Consider the following 20,337-nt stretch of genomic DNA (forward strand, 5'->3'; position numbering starts at 1 on the left):
TTATTTTTTATGTAAGCACATATTAATCCAAAATTAGTATTAGCAAATCTCTTTAAAATAAGAGATATCAATATTGCCAAAATAAATAGTTATAGCAATGTTAACCTGTTCTAAAACCTGAACTAGCCAATTATTACTGTTGGTAGGAGCCGATTCATAGTGATAAAATAAAGTTGCTAAACGCTTTTCGAGAGATGGTTTAACTTTAGGACAAATTAGTAATATTTTTAGTAATAATCCTGTGGTAATTGTAGTGCCTTGGTTACTAATCAGGTCTATTAAATTAAAATGCTGAATCGAGCAGTGACTTTCAACTATTAAAAAATTTAATAACTGACTACAAGTTCTCAGGATTAAAAATTCATCTAGTTTTTGCTCATCAGCTTGTGGGAGTATATTTTGTAATTGTGTATGTAATTTTTGTTGAAATTGACGTTTTCCTGAACCTCCAGCGACAGCAGACATGAGATATTTAGATAAATCTTGTTTAAAATCACGAAAACAAGCAGCCTGCTGACTAGAATTTAAAAATTTTTGTGCTAACTCTTGGTATGTGCAGTTACCTTCGAGTTTACCCATAAAATGTTTGAGGGTGTCATGGAGTTGGCGATCGCTTAATAATGTAGGATTATTCACAGGCCGCAAAATTCGGTCTGCTTCATCTACCGATACTTTTTTTAATATTTGAGAGCGGCGTACTTGATAAGTTACATATTTAGATAAATCAACTTCAAATTGTCTTTGCACCTGTGCTTGCATTTGCTTAACACGCCACTGGTGTTCAAATGTGGAATCATCACTAGTTAAACAATTTTCGTATAAATAAGGATAACGCCGAATTAGTATGATTAAAGACTGATTGTCATAGCTACTATTTACCTCTGAATTTTTTGTCAACACCTGCCCAAATCGGCGTAACATCAAGTATTGTTCACTGGTGATAAATATCTGTACTAATTCACGTAAAAATCTAATATTACGATAACGAAAACTCGTAGCTCTTGACCTCGTAGGTGATGATTCAAATAATTGGATTAATGTTGGAATCGCATGATGCAGTTGTGGTTGCATATGCCAACGATTAATTAAAATATGACAGCAGCGATTAAGAAAAAACATAAACTCATGTTTAGCATTTTTAGCTGCTGTGATTTTATCTAAAATTAATAATATTTCTGGTTCAGGATAATCTGCACCTTCAATAAATAAAGCTCGACATCGCTCAATCATCTCATGAGTAGATTTAATTTGCACTAAATGGAGCAAGTGTTTATATATTTGTTCTTCTTCAGCAGTAGCTTGTTGAGAAGTTTTTCTTAAGTATGAAGGCTCGTAAGTTGTTTTGCTAGTAACTAGTGTATTAGTAGCAGTTATTAGCTGTTTAGGACTTTTTTGAGATTTAGATTTCATCCAATTAGTCACTTTATAATTACCCCTTTAAAATTGGGTTGCTGAATTTTAAGAAATTAAGATTGCGGTCTTTAAAACTTTAGGAATCTAATCTCTCTATTTACTGATGTGCCTAGTAAGTTTCAGGAAAATGTATATAAATACTTATGATGGCTTGAGAAAACGCTGCGCTAACTATATACAGGAAGATTATCTTAATTAGACGAAGCTGTCTTGAGGGTGTCTACGGGTTTTTCTGTGTAGTCACCTTAGAGTCAAGGTATCCATATTAATACGAATGAAAGTGATAAATTTCCTGTAAGGCAGCAAAATAAACAGTAGTTTTCAGTAACAGCCTCAGTGATGCGTCAAGTTTACTCTAAGTTTATTTATACCCAATAGCCTGATTCAAGATAATATTTAAAAAATTAGTATGTTAATACCATTTCACGAAATAATTGCTCCTCTGCTCTCCTGCGATCTAAACTGCAAATTAGGTGTTTAATAGCTTATTAGTGGGTCATTTTCCTCTGTGAGCAAAATTTAGAGTAGATGACCCAACTAACGAGGTGAAAATTAAAAAGGCGGTAATTCTTTAAGAATCGTAAACCGAATATGGTTAATTGCTAAATCACCTATGGCAATATCTTCTTTTGTCAGTCTATTACCTTGACTAGTTAAAGTCTCAAAAGAGATGCCTTTACCAATTTCAATGTGATACCAACACAAGCCCATAAAAAAGCGCGTGGGATAAGGGCCATAATTTCCAATATCATCAGGGTTCGATTCCATTGGCAACCAACCGAAATTTGGGATGTAAAATTCTAACCAAACGTGATTAAAATCTGGCTGTAATGGCACTCCTTGGTGTTCGCTATAGGGTGGACATTTATATCTGCCGACTGTGCGACAGGGGATGCCATTCAAACGGCATAAAGCCAGTAAAACGCCCACATATTCACCACAGGAACCAACTCCGCGTTCTAAAACGATATCTGGGGTGTCAATGTAGGGTTTAATGCCATAGGATAGTTCATCGTAGACGTAGTTACGGATACTATACATTTTCCGTAGTAAGTTGCTTTCGGAACCGATCGCATCATCGGCAGCACGACGGACAATGGGAGTATCCATTGCTAAATCATCGTCATCTACCAAGTAGCGACTTTGAAACTCTGCTGGTAGTTGGGGCAGATTTTCTACATCTTTTGGTGTCAGACGATATTTAATCCCTCGGACTTCTAACAATGCTTTCCAGCCAAATATCTGGCGTTCACCAGGAGTTAGGGTATCAAATTTAAACACTGCCACGCGTTGCCCATCAATGACTTCTTCAGTAAAGGGGACACCAATAGGTTCTACGTGTTTGAGTTTTTGGCGTTCTGTTTCTGAGGGTAGGGCAATGCGCCATTCTACATCTTGTAAATACACCTCTTCTAAAGGCGAAATTTCCTCAGCATAGGACATTTCTATGAGATAGCCATTAGAAAGGGCGCAGCGTTTCTCAGGGTTGTAATGATAATACAATGGGTGAATAAAAGTGCGATCGCGGTAAGTTAACTCATGATTCGGGTCAGCATTCGGATTATCTCGAATGTAAGGTTCTTCCGAAGCATAGGCAACATATAAAGTTTCTTTGCCATCAGCATCTTTATGTACTGCAATACCTGTCGGCGAATCAAACGGTGTCAGGACACTGAAATTCAATTCCCCTGTTGCCCGATCCATCGAGTAAACTGTTTGTTCAGTGCGATCGCAAATCCACAAAGTTTCTTGTGTCACCGTCAAATTTTCTACACCGACCCCAGGCGCATAAAATTTGGTAATCTCTTTACGCGTATTGCGGTCAAAAATCAAAATGTAACCTAGCTTTTGACAGCTAACATAAACAGTTGATTCCCAAACAGCCACACCATTAGCGGTATAGGGCAAGGTAGCAAAATGTTCTAGTCCTAACGAACCAATCTTAGATACATAAACACTATTGCCACGAGTCACCCAGAGGGTATCTTCCCAAACTGCTAAACCAGTGACATCAGTAAATTCTTTAATCTGATGCGGATTGATAATTTTGCTGTTGTCAGATTCAGGATCAATCTCTAGTAGATGCCCTTTGATACTGTCAATTGCAATGAGTGTATCGTCAATGAAAGCAATGCCACATAGAGTGGCAGCCGTAAGCGGTCGAATTGTCCTTTGCCCAAACATCTGGCTAGCAGTCTAACTAGGGAGTGCAAAACTTATATTCATACATATTCAACGGTTTAGCACGCATTGCATTAATTTTGCTATGACCTCTAGACGTAACTGCGAATTCTCCTAGCTCGAAATTTTTCAAATTTGTTATTAGAAATACTATGATTTACATAAAAATACAGAGAATGCCAACTAAATAAAAATTAGCAAATAATTAAAAACACATTTAAACTTGTACAAGTTGGCAATAGCCCTAATATAACTTTAGTTGATGGTTTTCCTGCCATCACTAAGATTATGATCGAATTTTGTAACCTTTTTCTGTAACCTATACAATGTCTGCTAATTCTCTGCCTGACAGTGCCGCAAATTGGCACACTTTGGAAGTTGATAAAGCTCTAGGCCTGCTTGATAGTAAGGCAGACAGTGGCTTAACACCCCAAGAAGTTGAACAACGGTTGCAAAAATACGGCACCAATGAATTAGAAGAACACGGTGGCCGTAGTGCTTGGGAGATACTGCTAGATCAGTTCAAAAACATTATGTTGTTGATGCTGATTGCAGTGGCTTTTATTTCCGGTTTTTTGGATTTTACCGCTTGGCAAGCTGGTGAATTAAAGCCAGGAGAAGTGCCATTTAAAGATACAATTGCGATTTTGGCAATTGTGATTCTCAATGGCATCCTTGGTTATGTGCAAGAAAGCCGGGCGGAAAAAGCTTTAGCTGCACTCAAACAGATGGCTTCTCCCTTAGTGCGAGTCATCCGCGATCGCAAACTGTTGGATGTAACAGCTAAAGAAATCGTTCCAGGAGATATCATGCTCCTGGAAGCAGGGGTGCAGATAGCCGCAGATGGACGCTTAATCGAACAGTCCAATTTACAAGTACGAGAGTCAGCACTGACAGGTGAAGCGGAAGCTGTTAATAAACAAGCAAATTTACAACTACCAGAAGACACATCTTTAGGCGATCGCCTGAATTTAGTCTATCAAGGTACAGAAGTTGTCCAAGGGCGCGGCAAGGTTCTGGTGACAAACACTGGCATGACAACAGAACTAGGTAAAATTGCTGAGATGTTGCAGTCGGTGGAGAGTGAACCGACACCGCTACAACAACGAATGACCCAACTAGGCAATGTCTTGGTAACAGGTTCCTTGGTTTTGGTGGCGATCGTTGTTGTTGGCGGTGTCATCCAAGCCGGAGGTTTTAGCCCCCTCAAGGATTTATTAGAAGTTTCTTTGAGTATGGCGGTGGCGGTAGTTCCCGAAGGTTTACCCGCCGTTATTACCGTTACCTTGGCATTAGGAACCCAGCGCATGGTACGTCGCAATGCCTTGATTCGTAAATTGCCAGCAGTAGAAACATTAGGTTCAGTCACTACGATTTGTTCTGATAAAACAGGCACACTGACACAGAACAAAATGGTGGTGCAATCTATATTTACCAACAACAAAACTTTTAAAATCACAGGAGAAGGTTATGCTCCTGTTGGTGATTTTCAATTAGATAGTCAAAAAATTCCCGTTGAAGATTATGCTGAAATCCCAGCGTTGTTAGTTGCCTGCGCCGTTTGTAATGACTCAGTATTGCAAAAAGAAAAAGGCGAATGGGCAATTTTAGGCGACCCCACCGAAGGTGCATTGGTGACATTAGCCGGAAAAGCTGGCATTGAAAAAGACCAGTGGAACAGTAAGTTACCGCGTGTGAGTGAATTTCCCTTCTCCTCAGAACGCAAACGCATGAGCGTGATTACTCAGGTAGAAGAAGTAGCCACAGGGGAACCATCATTAACAGGGATTGATCCAGCGATCGCAGGTTTTGTCAACTCTGAATCTTACCTGATGTTTACCAAAGGTTCACCAGAGTTAATTTTGGCGCGTTGCACACAAATTCGTTTAGGTACAAACACAGCACCTCTGACTGAAGAACAACGCAGTCAAATCCTAGCAGCAAACGACCAAATGGCAAGTAAAGGCTTGCGGGTGCTAGGTTTCTCTTACAAAGCCCTGTCAGCAGTACCGCCAGAAGGCTCAGATGAAGAATCTGAGAAAAATTTGGTTTGGCTGGGATTGGTGGGAATGCTAGATGCACCACGCCCAGAAGTGAGGGACGCAGTGGCAGAATGTCGCCAAGCAGGTATTCGCCCAATCATGATTACAGGCGACCACCAGTTAACAGCACGCGCCATTGCTACCGATTTGGGAATTGCTCAAGAAGGCGACAGAGTCCTGACTGGTCAAGAATTGCAACGCATGAGCGACCAAGAACTAGAGCAACAAGTTGACTTAGTAAGTATCTATGCCAGAGTTTCCCCAGAACACAAACTACGGATTGTGCAAGCATTGCAACGCCGGGGTAGATTTGTTGCCATGACAGGCGATGGTGTTAATGATGCCCCAGCCTTAAAACAAGCAGACATCGGTATTGCGATGGGCATCACTGGTACTGATGTGAGTAAAGAAGCCAGTGATATGGTGTTGCTAGATGATAACTTTGCGACAATCGTTGCCGCTACTAAAGAAGGTAGAGTTGTTTACACCAACATCCGCCGTTTTATTAAATACATCTTGGGTAGTAACATCGGTGAAGTTTTAACGATTGCCGCCGCACCTATCTTAGGTTTGGGTGGCGTTCCTCTCACACCATTACAAATTCTGTGGATGAACTTGGTGACAGATGGTTTACCAGCCTTAGCCTTGGCAGTGGAACCACCAGAACCAGATGTGATGAAACGTCCACCATTCAGTCCCCGCGAAAGCATTTTTGCTAGGGGTTTGGGTTCTTACATGATTCGGATTGGGATTGTGTTTGCGGTTATTTCGATTATTCTTATGGCTTGGGCATATCGCCATTCTCATGCAGTCACAGGGCCAGAACTGAGCCAGGATCGTTGGAAAACAATGGTGTTCACAGCCTTGTGTATTGCCCAAATGGGTCATGCGATCGCAATTCGTTCCAACAATCAACTCACCATTGAAATGAATCCCTTTTCTAATCCCTATGTACTAGGTGCAGTTGTGGTGACGACGATTTTGCAACTGATGCTTGTTTATGTTCCACCCCTGCGCGATTTCTTTGGCACTCACTGGCTACCGCCTACAGAGTTGGCGATTTGTTTTGGTTTTAGTGCCTTAATGTTTGTCTGGATTGAAGCTGAAAAAATCTTCTTCCGTTTAATGGGTAAGAGGACTGTGTAAAACATGGGAATAGGGAATTGGGAGTAGGGAATAGGAGATAATTTTTTCTCAACTAACCTAGGTTTCGCCAGTTGTTTTAGGTTGGGAAACCTACCCAAAACACTGGCTTACTATTGACTATTGACCCTTGACCCTTGACCAAATTTATGTATCTCAAAACTTTACACCTGAGACAATTTCGGAATTACCATGAGCAAAAAGTTGAGTTTGATGCTGCCAAAACAATTTTGGTAGGCAATAACGCTCAGGGTAAGTCGAATTTGTTGGAGGCGGTAGAGTTATTGGCGACATTGCGATCGCATCGGGTGACACGCGATCGAGATTTAGTTCAAGATGGAGAAACCTTTGCCCAAATTAATGCCACCCTAGAACGAGAAATTGCCCTTACTGATTTAACATTAACCCTCCGCAGTAATGGTCGCCGCAGCGTTGCAATTAATGGCGAGACAATACGCCGGCAAATGGATTTTTTGGGTGTTCTTAACGCCGTACAATTTTCTAGTTTGGATTTAGAACTCGTGCGCGGTGGCCCCGAAGGTCGGCGCAATTGGTTAGATACTCTGTTAATTCAACTTGAACCTGTTTATGCCCACATTTTGCAGCAGTATAACCAGGTATTACGCCAGCGCAACGCCTTTTTAAAAAAACACCAAGACTCAGCACATAGTATTTCAGAAAATCAATCCCCTCAAGCCAGTAAGCCCGTCCAGGCGGCTGGTGCTTCAGAACTCGCTTTGTGGAATGCACAGTTAGCCACCACAGGCACTAGAGTAATTAGAAGACGCGATCGGGCTATTCAAAGATTAGCTCCTCTAGCAGCTGCTTGGCACGCCAGTATTAGTGGCAGCACAGAAATCTTAGAAATTAAATATTCACCAAACGTTCCTTTATTACAAACCCAACCAGAAGAAATCCAGCAAGCTTTCTTAACTAAAATTCAGCAACGTGCCGTAGCCGAACTGTACCGAGGTACTACCCTTGTCGGCCCTCATCGAGACGAAGTAGAATTGACTATCAATCAAACACCGGCTCGGCAATATGGTTCTCAAGGTCAGCAACGAACCTTAGTCTTAGCCCTCAAACTCGCAGAATTACAGCTAATTGAAGAAGTCGTTAAAGAGCCTCCACTGCTATTGCTTGATGATGTCCTAGCCGAATTAGACCCATCCCGCCAAAATCAATTGCTCGACACTATTCAAGACCGTTTTCAAACCCTAATCACTACTACTCACTTGAGTTCTTTTGATTCCCAGTGGTTAAATTCTTCACAAATCCTGTATGTGAAAGCAGGGCAAATAGTCAATGGTCAATAGTCAATGGTCATAAACAAGGGTGTAGGGTATGGGGACACCCCGTGCCTGAATCTTGTTTCTTTGTTGCTCCGCCACTGGAAACAAATATTTCTGTCTCTCCACGACTAAAGTCGGGGGCTTCTGATGGGGTGCGTAACTGAGTTTTCCCTACACCCCACACGCCGTTTTCGGTCAAAATAACCGATGATAAATCACAAATGAAGAATGACAAATGACAATTCATTTATGCAAAAAACAAATCACATATTAGCTCAACATGAAATTGCATCACTAGGTGCATCATTACGACCAATTGAGCAAAAGCTATTAAAACAAAGCCGTAAAGAAGGGTATACCAAAATTTGGTTCCAAGGAGAAGAACCTTATTTTGATGTGTTTTTTGAATTTGCTCGTGAAGAAATAGTTTGGTTCCAATTTACTTTGCGTGGGAAATCGGTTTCTTGGGATATCCAAAAACCAGAATTGCAAACAGGCAATACTAATGAATTATGTGATGATGTTAGTTTCTATGCAGCTAGTAAAACTATAGAAAATGATAACCAAATAGATGGAGAATTTATTAATTTGGTAAAATCTATTTTAGAAACTAGAGCAGAAGACAAGGTTTTTGCTAAAGCATTAGCATTGTTTAAAAGAGACTAGAGTTTAGAGAAGAAGAGAGTAAAATTTTCGGCTTTTACTAGAGGATAAGTAACAGATGAAAGATGACTCAGTTAAAAGCTTTTTTGTCTCTAAGTTTTATCATTTACCGATGTTCTCAATACCTGGGGTATTGTTTATTAGTCAGCACTTGTTCAGATCAGCTACTTTGGAGAAAAACTCACAAATAAATCTGAAAAACTTCCTTTCCTAGCCGCTAGCCTCTAACCTCTAGTCTCTTAAAAAGATATAACACTAAAAAAATTAAGATAGCAGCTATTAATCCTAATTGCCATAAACCACACCCGGCAGTAATTCCTAAAGCAGCTGAAGCCCAAATAGCTGCTGCTGATGTCAGCCCGTGAATTTCAGCACGTTGTGATTGTTGGGAAGATTCGCGGACAATTTCTCCAGCACCAAGAAATCCCACGCCTGCTGCAATACCTTGAATTACACGACTGAGAGCATCAGCGTTGGTTTCTTGCATACCTGCTTGCAAAGGGATGAGTGTAAACAAGGCAGAACCAAAACTTACCAGCATATGAGTTCTTAAACCTGCTGGCTTATGTCTAATTTGGCGTTCTATACCAACAACCCCTCCTAGCAACAAAGCTAGGCATAGCCTAAAGATGATGTTTAGGAAATCATTTGGCGCAAGGTAGTAAGGATTTAACAATGACGTTTTGAGAAAATAGTGATACTCTATTTTAGAAATAAGTTGTACTAGTGCAATCCTATCTGAGTTGTAAAAAATATTCTTTTTAACGAACCGCAAAGGACGCATAGACGCACTTTACTCGGCTTCCCGTTCGCGCAGGGTCTCCGTTAGGAGAAGGATAGGGCAAGAAGAAGGAGAATAAAGAGAAGAAAAATAATTTCACGAATGATTTAGGACTGCTATAGTGCAATTTGTTCAGATCTATAGCATTTACGAATCCGCTATTTCTACTAGAATAGCTGGAATTAAACTGAAATTTTATGGCAATATTAATAATCTATACTAATGGCACAGAAGTAAAATTTATAGACTAGTTATTTGAATGTTATAAGTGTTTAATAAGTAACATTTTAACTCAAACTTATAAATTTAGCCATAAACGCAATACTTAAACGCTGTATATATATTTAGGATTTTCTAGGATAATTGCACAAAAAATCTCAATTTATTAAGGGGTGAAATTACTGTTAAACCTAGTGTAAGTAAGAATTAATGATAACTAGGTGAGCATCAATAATCGTAAATAGAAAGAACTTCGCTCGGCAGATAATCTTAGTAAATTCCCTCTGAGCATTGAACTAAAAGAATAGCCTGGATTGGCAAATTGACAACTGATAAAAAATAAAGTGAGTGGAAAAAGTCTACTGGCTCGACCAAATTAAACTGCAAGACCGCGCCAAAATAGGTGACAAAGCATTTTACTTAAGCAGAATTGTGCAGCGTGGCTACTCTGTTGTACCAGGTTTTGTAATTTCAGCAGAAGTTTTGCGACAGTTTCTAGAAACTATTAACAGTTCAGAGTCTTTAGCTGCGGATTTGCCTGATTCTTCGTTGCACCTTGATGTAACTAATTGGCGACAACTTCAACTAGTGGCGGGTCGCTTACGTCAAGAAATTATGGCTGCGACTGTACCGCCACATTGGGTGAGTAAAGTTGTCACAGCAGCTAGAGAATGGCAAAGCAAATATTTAATTTTGCGACCATCTGTTTCAGTATCAAATGCTGGGCAATGGGTACGAAGTACACCTGGGTTAATGGAGTCGATTTTTTGTGGTTGCGATGAAGATGCGATCGCCTTAGCGTTAAAGCGCACCTGGAGCCAGCTATTTCGCGCTAAAAGTTTACTTTATTGGCAACGATTAGGAATTGACCTACAACAAATTAATTTGGCTGTGTTAGTGCAACCAATCCAAAATGCGATCGCCAGTGGTTCACTCAATGTTGATTCCTCTGGGTGGACAATTGAAGCAACTTGGGGATTAGGAATGGCACTGACCAGAGGTGAAGTTCTGCCAGATATGTACTATATCCAACAAGAAACAGGTATTGTCTTAGAGCGACATTTAGGTAATAAGTTGCTGGCTTATCGTCTAGATGATGGAACTGAGAAATCAGATCCATCTATACTCCAGTCAGTACTGACATATGAGGACACCACCCTAGTAGCTCACTTAGTTACAGAAGACCAACAAAAACAATACGCTTTAACAGAGCAAGACCTGCAACGACTGATTGCGTTGGGGAATCAATTGGTAAGTGAACTGGGCAAAACTTTTACTGTTAAATGGACGATCTCTGATGCAGAGCCAGTTTCCCATCTTCAAATCACAGAAGTCAGCACTCCGCCATTAGCAATTCCTAATTTACATTTAATCAAAGGTCTAGGCGCAGCCACAGGACGGGTCACAGCTACGGCTTATGTAATTAATTCTCTAGAAAAACCCGAAAATATTCCTCAAGGAGTTGTGCTTGTCGTCCCTGCGATCGCACCTGATTGGTTATCTTTGATGCATCAAGTAGTGGCAATTGTGACCGCGCAAGGTGGATTGACGAGCCATGCTGCAATTCTTGCCAGAGAATTAAGTATTCCTGCTGTCGTCAGTGCAAAAGATGCTACAACTTTAATTCAAACTGGAGAAAAATTGCTTGTGGATGGTGACAGAGGAGAAGTTTATCGTCTGAGAGAAAGCAAAACCAGCAATGGCGAGAATCAGGTAGTAAATTCCACTATCCCCGCCTTCTCCTCATATCACCCTGTTAATCAGGCTACTCTACCCATGATTGCTACTCAACTACTGGTTAACCTGAGTCAACCTAGTTTAATAGAGCGATCGCAAAACTTACCTGTTGATGGTGTGGGATTGTTACGCTCAGAATTAATGTTGTTAAATATCTTAGAAGGGCGACATCCTAGTACCTGGGTTCTAGAGGGTCGTCGGGCTGATTTGTTGGAGTTATGGTCACAGCAAATTATGCAATTTGTTCGGGCTTTTACTCCCCGCCTAGTTTTTTACCGTTCCCTAGATTGGAGATTTCACGAGTTTCCCTCGCTGAGTCATACTTCAGCATCTACGACACATTCGATTTTGGGCGATCGCGGCACATTTAGTTATGTCAACAATCCCGCAGTTTTTGAGTTGGAATTGGCAGCTTTAGCAACTGTGCAGAAAGCTGGATACAGTAATTTGCGGCTGTTATTACCATTTGTGCGGAATGTCTCTGAGTTTACCTTTTGTAGGCACAAAGTTGAGCAAGCAGGGTTAACTCAGGTTTCACAGTTTCAATTGTGGATCATGGCAGAAGTACCGAGTGTATTATTTTTATTACCAGAGTATGTCAAAGCAGGTGTAGCTGGCATTTCGATTGGCACGAATGACCTCACACAACTGTTGTTAGGAGTAGATCGAGAACAAGGACAGCTAACAAAAATATTTGATGAACGCCATCCGGCAGTTATGGGTGCGATCGCGCAACTAATTCAGATGGCAAACAAAGCTGGCATACCCTGTTCAATCTGCGGTCAAGCACCAGCACTGTATCCTGAAATTATCGATCAACTAGTGGAATGGGGCATTACTTCCATTTCTGTAGAACCAGAAGCAGTAGAGCGAACACACCAAGCGATCGCTCGTGCCGAACAGCGTCTACTATTAGCAGCAGCGCGCCGAAAAATTAATTCGTAATTACTAATTCGTAATTCGTAATTATAATTATAAATTAGTAATTATTTAGTTAAGTAGCTCAACCTAAAAAAACAGAAAATTTAGCGCAACGCACCATTATGATATCTGGAACTCAACTTTCTTAATTACGAATTACGAATTACGAATTACGAATTACAAATTGCTATTACTTGATATAGCCAGTTTCGCGGAGAAACTTGCGTACATCAGCAAAATATTGGTTGCGTTGGCGCAGCCCGCCGGAGGCATCGCTTTTTGTATAAGCTTGTCTTACTCGTTTCCAACCATCCTCTCCTTGACCGAGTAAATACTTATCTGCTATGTACGCAGCTAAAAATCCTTTACCATCATCACCTTGCTGGCGAATCTCGGTGTAAGTTTTCCATAAATCTGCGGCATGGCTATAAATTAACTTGGGATAACGGCGAGTCACATTTACCATCTTGCCTTGGCGATATTGCCAAATTTGCAGAGGATAAGCCGAAGCAGCATATGCTGTAAAAGCATAGGCAAAGCGATCGTCTCGACTCTCAAATTCTAGTAATCCGTCTTTGTCTACATCATTGAATCGATAACCACCATTCCCCCACTCATGACGAATTTGAGCGTACTTTTGGGATTTTTTGTCATAGCGATAAATCAAAGAATAAGTACAGCAGTGTGCGCCGCCTGTAAAGAAATCGGCAACTATTTCTGGTTCTTTGTCACCGTCCAAATCTACCACTGGTAACTTATTTTCTTGCTCGTTGAAATCTCCAACAGGCCGATCATATTCACTTTCTTGAGGCAGTTTTTTATCTAAAATCGTTTTACCGGCTCGGCTAATTTGCAAACGTACATTTTTATATTGATATTCCTCAGGCTTGTCATAAGATATCTCTGCACGAACATTGCCTGATTGCCCAGCAATAGTCTCTGCACTACTTGGCTGGGCAAGTACAGCCATTTGGCTAAAAACAGCTAAACCGATAAAAGATTGACTCAGCAAAGCACGTAGATTATTCAGCATAAGTGTTGTATATAGCTTGTTCAACTGTATACAACACTACAGAAATCATCAATATCGAAAAATTGCGGCCACCTGTGCTTGGTTTGGTATTTTTTCTGGTTCTACTGCGTAAACCTTACCACCATTGAGAATAGTGTGAATTGCGGCAAAATCTAACATATCTTCATCATCTGGCTCTGGTTCTACGTGGATATCTACATTCATCGCCTCTGGGTCAAACTTGCCCCAGATTTGTTGCCCTACAGGTACAAACAAAGTATCAACTCTTTGGTAGTAAGCCGCAGAAGCAATTTCCTTGAGATCACTAGAAGCTGTCCCAGTACCTTCCCCAGCCAGTTGTTGATAGAGTTCCATTGCTTGCTGTTCTGTCTCATGGAATAGAGGCTCGACAATTTCCCAAGCGTCCGCGTGTAATTCGTCAGCTTGAAAAAGTTCTGGTCTGCGGGTGATGCCTTGTTCTAATAAATGGCTATAAGTATTGGCTTCGCGGTAAATGGGATGCAAATAATCTACACCAGCCAAAATTAGTGGTGCTGTTTCTTCACGGAGTTTTTCATGAAGTTCAGAGTTGACTATGTGGAAGAATTGCAGAATAGCTTCTTGGTGTTGATCTCGGTCTGGGCTTCCCTGTCCGTGAAATGCACCTGGCTGTGAGCGCGAAAAAGGACTAGTATTGCTGCCTTTTTGGCTGGCAATGCGAAATTGCCCATCTTTAGCAGTTTCGTCATATAAAAGAGCTTCATCTAGGCTCTTAGGCAGATTTTCTAGCTCTACCTCATTCAGTCCAGAGCGTGTACCTTCAAAAAATTTCAAATCTTGTTGGCTTAAAGCCAAAACGTAGAATTTGCCATCATTATTCATTAAATGTAGTAATGGCTTAATGTGGAAGCGATCGCTCATAACTACCAATTCTTGAAACTCCATTGGTAGTTGATAATAATGAAATACTTCAGGAGCAATAAAAATAGCTAAACCGTGGTCTTGATGTTCCCAAAACTCAGCTTTATCAAGTTCCATCGCTGGGCCAAGAAACTCACTGGCTTCTGCTTCGCTCATTTCCATCGCTTCTAAGCGTGCTTGAGCTTCGCGGATTAAATTTTTAAACCGAATGGGATTTTGCCGAATCTCTGGCCCTGCCTTTTGCATCGGCATATACAGAGAAACACAGGGTTTATCAGTATGTTCAGTTAAATTTCTGAGTTCATCAATAGATAATAGGGTCATATTATAAAACTCCTATCTAAAGTCATGCAATTTGCATCATTTAGATTTATTTCAGAACTAGGAGCCAGAAAATTCATCTTTCTTTTGGTAAAAAAAACTACCGCTTTACCATTCTTTAGATGGATAAATAGGTATGGCAGGAGGTAGACGTATTATTATTGATTATTTTTAGGATTTTCGCTTTCAGAATGCCCTAATACCGTTTAACCCAATACGGTACGGATAAGCATTTTGAACTAAGAATTGTTTTGGGGAAAAGGTGAGCCAGCGACGGGTACGTAGGGGAGCCACTGCGTTGGACGGGTTTCCCGGCTTGTTCGCGTAGCGTCTCCGATTAGGAGAAGCACGTGGCGTGGTTTCCCCCATGAGCGACTGGCGTTAGCGAGCTTGCGAGCGTCACCCCGAAGGGGTTACTGGGTTTTTTCTTCCCCTTTCCCTCTTCGCCTTTACCCTTCAACCGAACCGTATTGCCGTTTAACCCTTCACCTGGTGATGAATAGCGATTGAAGATAAAAAATACGCCTAGTTAAGGCGTATTAATTCAAATATATATTTACACTCTGAGTAATATTTTGCATTTATCCGGCATTGGGCGTGTCAGTATTACCTGAAGGTAAATTTCCAGGGATTCTACATTGAGATGGATGCACAAAACCTAAACTTACGCGTTTCATAAGCCAGTGCAAACCAAGGAGAATCACAAAAGTAGCTGTAATAATTACTAATGGCTGTTTACCAAGAAGTTCTTCTACACCTTTAGTTAATAAGGCATCAGGTTGAGTAATAAAATCCCAACTGTTAAACCGCAAAAACCTGCCCCAATAAATCCCAATAGCACATAGGATATGGGTCATTAATTCAACTCGAAAAATCCATTGACTTTTGCCAATGCGGTGTAAGTAGTAACCTAAATTTATTAACGATATAACATAAGCTTCAAACCCAGCGATAATTACCAGCAAATAGACGGGTATCAGTACTAAAGTAATCATCCATACTGATTGGATTGTGCGGATATCATCTATGAGATGAATGACATCAGTTAATAAATATGGTGCATTTGGTAAAAAAGCATAGAATACGATAAAACCTAGCCACCAAACCCAAGAGCGACCACGTTTAATGCGAAACAGCCAAACACTTAAAGCCAAAGGTATAAAAGCTAGAAACAGGTTCCACGTCATCCAATCCATGTTGATGCGTAAAACCTGTAAAACTCTAGCTATTAATTCAATCAATTCTTCTTTCATAAAGATTCACTGGCAAGATGTGTGATTGATGTAGTTGAGTTCTATTGTTTTAATTTCAGTGATTTGACTGATAAGTTGGGAAATTTATAACTGTGAGATTTTTAGTATATTCTCTGTTGAGGTTTAAAACTCTAACGCTAGGCAGATAAATAAAGTATCTATTATAAATCGCCTCAAACTGATTATACAGGTTCTTTCATTTCATACTTCAGACTTGATATTTTTCGTACTAGTATAACTAGAAATTTATCAAGTATAAATCCTACAGAAATACTGGAAGTTTGGGCAGCAAACTGCTACTCAACTTCCAGTATAATTTGATTCTAGGAGGTCGTACTTTTTTTCGTCTTGATTTAGATACAACTACCTTTTGAGGTATTCCTGAATAGTTGAAAATGTAATACAGATAAAAGGCTAGTACACCACGGCGGAAATAAGCAAACCATTGAAAAGTCCTGAACAGCTTATTCCATAATACTTTTGACTTTTTACTTCCGCCTTGCGGTACTAGCGTATCAGCACTCGACTGCGGGGGCCAATTGCTTGTTTAGCAGCAGTAACTTGTGGGCGACAATTAAAAGAATTTTGATGGCAAATGTTGGCAGCGACGGCAGAAACTTCTAAATTTAGGGCATTAGTGGTGAGGGAATGCCCACTACTAAACTCCATATTAGAATCGGTCGAGGGCGACGGATGATTAGATTGACTAGTGTTAGCAAGAACTTGATTAAATGTACTACCACTATTAGGTTGTGTAGGAGTAGTGGCGATCGCACCACTATTTACTGATGCTGTTACTGGCGTACTGGGAACTGGTGTGGGAGTAGTTGCGATCGCACCACTATCTACGGATGCTGTAACTGGCGTACTGGGAACTGGTGTAGGAGTCGGATTAGTAGTGACTACAGGCGTAGTAGGAGTTGAGTTATTGTTATTGCTGGGAGTGATGGGGGTGGCGTTTGCAGGTACGGTAATTGTCAACCTCACTAAAGGAGTATTTTTCATCTGATAAGTGGTGACACTTGGTTTGCCTGGAATATCAGATCTATAATCAAATACCGTTGGACTTTCACCACCGTTGCGATCGCTGTATCTTGGCCCTTGTCCATTCAGTTGAAAAGTACCTTGATATTGCTGACCAGTTTTCGGGTCAGTTACAACACCAGTGTAAAAAGCTCTGGTTAACCCAAATTCATCTTGCACTACACCTTGAAAAGAAGTGTTGGGGATTTTGCCTTGATATGTAAAGGCTTGTAATTGACCACCAGACAGTGCAGGTGAATTCAAAATACCATTAAAAGAAATCACTGGGATGCCTTTAAAGTCAACAAAGTAACGCAAGCTACCATCTGTACGAGTTTCTACCTTGACATAATTTGACTGATAGACTGGTACATAATTTGGCTTGTTCCTATAACCTATATTGCGTTGATACACACCTTGGGAATCAGTATCAATGCGAGTCACTCTGTTATTAAAATTAGGATTAAAACTAGGAAGTTGCAGTGTTCCTGATAATGTACCAGTGCTTTGAATAATTAGTTGAGCCGAAGCATTAGTTGCCCCAAAGCCGAGGAAAGCTGCTGCTAACCCGCTACTACCCAAAACTGCACAGCTTAACTTTGTTACTGATGGCTTTAATTGCATAAAAAATTTGCTCCTTAATTAAGCATGAAAAACCACACGCGTAGGAGTCCTACAGCGTGAGAAAAAAGTTTAAAATCTGCTTACTTAAAGTTGCTGATAGTTAGGAGTAAGGAACACGGGGTAAGGGTTTCAACCCTTGTATTTACATTTACATGAATACGGAATTAAAACCGGAAAGTCGCTCTCAATGCGCCAACTATCAGAGTGTCATTAGCAGCGTTGTGATCGGAATTAAAAATAACTAATAAACCCGGTGTGAGAGAAAGATTTTTATTTAGCTGGGTACGATAAAAAAGTTCTAGATGTAATGATGTATCAGTACGACCGCCAACTTTTCCCCCATCAGAAAAGTTAGGGAAATTATAGCCATCGGGTAAGTTACTAGAAGTAATTTTGGGTGGTTGTCCGACGAGAACGCCGCCTAAATTGCCATTACCGCCCAAATTTGGCAATGCAGCAAATACCATCCAGTTAGTTGTTTCGACGCTACCAGAAAGATTGACTGGCTTGGAATAAGTAAAACCACCCCAACCGCCTAATTGCAAGTTCTCGTTAACGCGCCATGCCACAGTAGCACCGACAGCGTGGGTATTAAAAGCTGTAGTAGGTGCGAAAGGTGAAATTAATTGAGCGTCACCAATACCAGTGCCGAGTAAATCATTCGGAGAGTGGGAATATATGTAATGTATGCCAACATCGATATCATCTGTAGGTGCAAAAGTCAGTTGTGCGCCTGCGGTATATCTGCCACCAAATAAGCCGCCAGCATTGCTATTGCCGGGAAAACTGGGAATTTCAGCACTATAAACTCCTTGGAAGCTGATGCGATCGCTAATTTCCCAGTCAAAACCTATACCGCCAGTACCATTACCAATATTCAAAATTGGATTACGCTGACCAAACTGCGAAATTGCCCCATCGCCAGAACCCTCTAAGGGATTAATACCACGAAAGGTAGTTGCTGGATTTACACCTGCTGTACCAACGACAACTCCCAAGTTATCGGAGACTAAAAATCGATAAGACAAATCATTAATTACTACATTATTATCTGTGTTTGATTCAAAACTTAATCGCCCCATGTTATTAAAAACCGATGAGGCGTTAGAACCTAAATTTCCGGCTGATAGCCCTGTAATTAATAAATCTTTCCCTGTAAAGGAAGTTGCTAAAGTTAATTGCACACTATTGGTGAAAGTTAGATTTGTCTTACCTTGACGTTCTGGCACGCCGTCTCTGGGAAACAAATCAACATTCGTGGTATTTGTGCCTTGAATACTGGAAATAGCTTGACCAAATAATCTGGTTGTTGTAGAAAACTGATGCTTTTCCAATTCATTAGTTTTGTTTTCTACAACATCTAGACGCTGCTGTAATTCCTGTAATTCTGAATAAAATTCAGTTTGTAAACTTTGTATTTTGCTTAAATCTTCCCGACTAATAGTATTAGCCTGATTATTAATTAATTCCTGAATTTGGTTTAAGCAAAGATTTAAACTATGAGCAAATTCATAACGCGTTACACTTTGATTTCCCAGATAAATGCCATTTGCATTTCCGGCAATACAGCCGTAGCGTTCAATTAAAGACTGTAATGCACTAAAAGCCCAGTCCGTGGGTTGTACGTCATCTAGTTGCGAAACAGATGTCACTTGAGACATCTGCTCATCAGATGCAGAGAATTCTGGTGCGGCGGGAGATTCTGGGGCAATTGGCAAGTAGGGAGATGGAGAAAGTTCTGATGTGGTTTCTGGTGCGTGAGTTGTAGCTGATAGCGGCACAGAAGGTTCAGCATCAAGTGAAGCAGAACTAATATTTGTCCGAATTTTTTTTAGTAGATTTTGATACTTATAATTTGCAGGTGCGGCAGTAACTGGGGAAGTGCTATCAAGAGGCATGAATTCCGGCGAGATGGTTTCAGCAACTGGATAAATTTGCGAAAACTTTTCCTGTGTTTGCTGCGGTGATATTTGTTCTGGCGGAATTACAGGCTGTTCTGGTAAATTATTGGGCGGCGATGTTTGCCCAGATGTCAATACGCCTAACATCAGTAGGCTTATGTCAGTCATGGTATATGAGTTAACAAACACTAACATTTCTTTAAACGAAGCTTGTTAGTGTTATTCAGGATATTTTTGTATAAAAAGTTATAAAAAGTCTGAAGTGTGAAAACATCGTCTTAGATGGGGTGTTGCGCTTGGCGACAACACACCCTATTTCTACACATTTCAGACTTTAGACTTCACACTTCATACTTCATTTAAGGCTGACTACAGTATTTATCCATTTCTCGGATTAATGTATCTGATTGCTTGCCAGTAGTTTTTGCAACTGCGGTTAAGGCGGTATCGATTTCGTTTCTGGCCTTTTGCAGTTTTTCCCTACCAGATGGCGAGGGTTCGGCTGATTTAGCAACGGCTAAAGCGTTACCTGCCTTGGCGATCGCTTGGCTGATGCTATCAAAAACCTTTTGAAAACGACTTTTATATTCTTGAAGTTTGGGGTCGGCTAACTTCAATTCATCTAAAGAGGTGTTGATAGCTTTTAAATCTTTAGATAGTTGCAAGCTAGTGATTGCTTGTTTACCTTTATTTTGATCAATCAGCGCATTGCCTTCATTGACAACTTGAATTAAACGCTGACACTGAGAGATTTTATTTTCACAACCAGTAACTAATAAAGCAATACTTAGACTAACAGGAGCAATAAAAGTATATTTACACCACACAGATATTAATACCCTACCAGCAATAAAATTCAAACAATAGTAACTACATAATTCCCTAAATTA

The 20,337-nt window shown here is 40.4% G+C and carries 15 protein-coding genes; 4 read left to right on the plus strand and 11 right to left on the minus strand.

From position 1 onward, the window contains the following. Positions 1–39: 39 nt before the first annotated feature. Positions 40–1,410 (minus strand): hypothetical protein, encoded by a 1,371-nt coding sequence (locus H6G76_RS08970; RefSeq protein WP_190698618.1) that lies wholly within the window; start codon positions 1,408–1,410, stop codon positions 40–42. 555 nt (positions 1,411–1,965) lie between these two features. Continuing rightward, positions 1,966–3,597: a transglutaminase domain-containing protein gene (locus tag H6G76_RS08975; protein WP_190698620.1), complete on the minus strand. Its 1,632-nt coding sequence runs from the start codon at positions 3,595–3,597 to the stop codon at positions 1,966–1,968. Positions 3,598–3,920: 323 nt separating this feature from the next. On the opposite strand from H6G76_RS08975, the gene H6G76_RS08980 reads away from it, so the two are divergent. Both H6G76_RS08980 and recF read left to right on the plus strand, forming a co-directional pair. Further along, a complete protein-coding gene (locus H6G76_RS08980; RefSeq protein ID WP_190698622.1) occupies positions 3,921–6,782 on the plus strand; it encodes a cation-translocating P-type ATPase in 2,862 nt (953 codons plus the stop codon). Positions 6,783–6,928: 146 nt separating this feature from the next. Further along, a complete protein-coding gene (gene recF / locus H6G76_RS08985; protein ID WP_190698865.1) occupies positions 6,929–8,095 on the plus strand; it encodes a DNA replication/repair protein RecF in 1,167 nt (388 codons plus the stop codon). A 7-nt stretch (positions 8,096–8,102) separates the two neighbouring features. On the opposite strand, the gene H6G76_RS08990 is transcribed toward recF, so the two are convergent. After that, entirely contained in the window at positions 8,103–8,270 is a 168-nt protein-coding gene (locus H6G76_RS08990) for a hypothetical protein (RefSeq protein ID WP_190698624.1), read from the minus strand. A 50-nt stretch (positions 8,271–8,320) separates the two neighbouring features. On the opposite strand from H6G76_RS08990, the gene H6G76_RS08995 reads away from it, so the two are divergent. Continuing rightward, positions 8,321–8,737 (plus strand): hypothetical protein, encoded by a 417-nt coding sequence (locus H6G76_RS08995; protein ID WP_190698626.1) that lies wholly within the window; start codon positions 8,321–8,323, stop codon positions 8,735–8,737. A gap of 214 nt (positions 8,738–8,951) precedes the next feature. Here the strand turns inward: H6G76_RS08995 and H6G76_RS09000 are convergent, their stop codons facing one another. Continuing rightward, positions 8,952–9,410 (minus strand): MgtC/SapB family protein, encoded by a 459-nt coding sequence (locus H6G76_RS09000; protein ID WP_190698628.1) that lies wholly within the window; start codon positions 9,408–9,410, stop codon positions 8,952–8,954. Between the two features lie 672 nt (positions 9,411–10,082). On the opposite strand from H6G76_RS09000, the gene H6G76_RS09005 reads away from it, so the two are divergent. Continuing rightward, positions 10,083–12,416 carry a putative PEP-binding protein gene (locus tag H6G76_RS09005; protein WP_190698630.1) on the plus strand — a complete coding sequence of 778 codons (2,334 nt, stop codon included), beginning with the start codon at positions 10,083–10,085 and terminating at the stop codon, positions 12,414–12,416. Between the two features lie 166 nt (positions 12,417–12,582). Here the strand turns inward: H6G76_RS09005 and H6G76_RS09010 are convergent, their stop codons facing one another. The 7 genes from H6G76_RS09010 to H6G76_RS09040 form a co-directional block, all read right to left on the minus strand. After that, positions 12,583–13,425, minus strand: coding sequence for a hypothetical protein (locus tag H6G76_RS09010; protein ID WP_190698632.1), 843 nt, complete (start codon positions 13,423–13,425; stop codon positions 12,583–12,585). Positions 13,426–13,473: 48 nt separating this feature from the next. After that, positions 13,474–14,649, minus strand: coding sequence for a hypothetical protein (locus H6G76_RS09015; protein ID WP_190698634.1), 1,176 nt, complete (start codon positions 14,647–14,649; stop codon positions 13,474–13,476). A 183-nt stretch (positions 14,650–14,832) separates the two neighbouring features. Next, positions 14,833–15,015 (minus strand): hypothetical protein, encoded by a 183-nt coding sequence (locus H6G76_RS09020; RefSeq protein ID WP_190698637.1) that lies wholly within the window; start codon positions 15,013–15,015, stop codon positions 14,833–14,835. Between the two features lie 212 nt (positions 15,016–15,227). Further along, complete coding sequence (locus H6G76_RS09025) at positions 15,228–15,899, minus strand: DUF1361 domain-containing protein (protein WP_190698639.1); 672 nt, start codon at positions 15,897–15,899, stop codon at positions 15,228–15,230. Between the two features lie 507 nt (positions 15,900–16,406). After that, positions 16,407–17,546 carry a hypothetical protein gene (locus H6G76_RS09030; RefSeq protein WP_190698641.1) on the minus strand — a complete coding sequence of 380 codons (1,140 nt, stop codon included), beginning with the start codon at positions 17,544–17,546 and terminating at the stop codon, positions 16,407–16,409. Between the two features lie 164 nt (positions 17,547–17,710). Then, complete coding sequence (locus H6G76_RS09035; RefSeq protein ID WP_190698650.1) at positions 17,711–19,615, minus strand: iron uptake porin; 1,905 nt, start codon at positions 19,613–19,615, stop codon at positions 17,711–17,713. Positions 19,616–19,806: 191 nt separating this feature from the next. Then, on the minus strand, positions 19,807–20,280 hold the full coding sequence (locus tag H6G76_RS09040) for a hypothetical protein (RefSeq protein ID WP_190698868.1): 474 nt from the start codon (positions 20,278–20,280) through the stop codon (positions 19,807–19,809). Positions 20,281–20,337: the final 57 nt, after the last annotated feature.

Origin of the sequence: Nostoc sp. FACHB-152 (assembly GCF_014697475.1) — a bacterium.
Lineage (GTDB): Bacteria > Cyanobacteriota > Cyanobacteriia > Cyanobacteriales > Nostocaceae > Nostoc_B.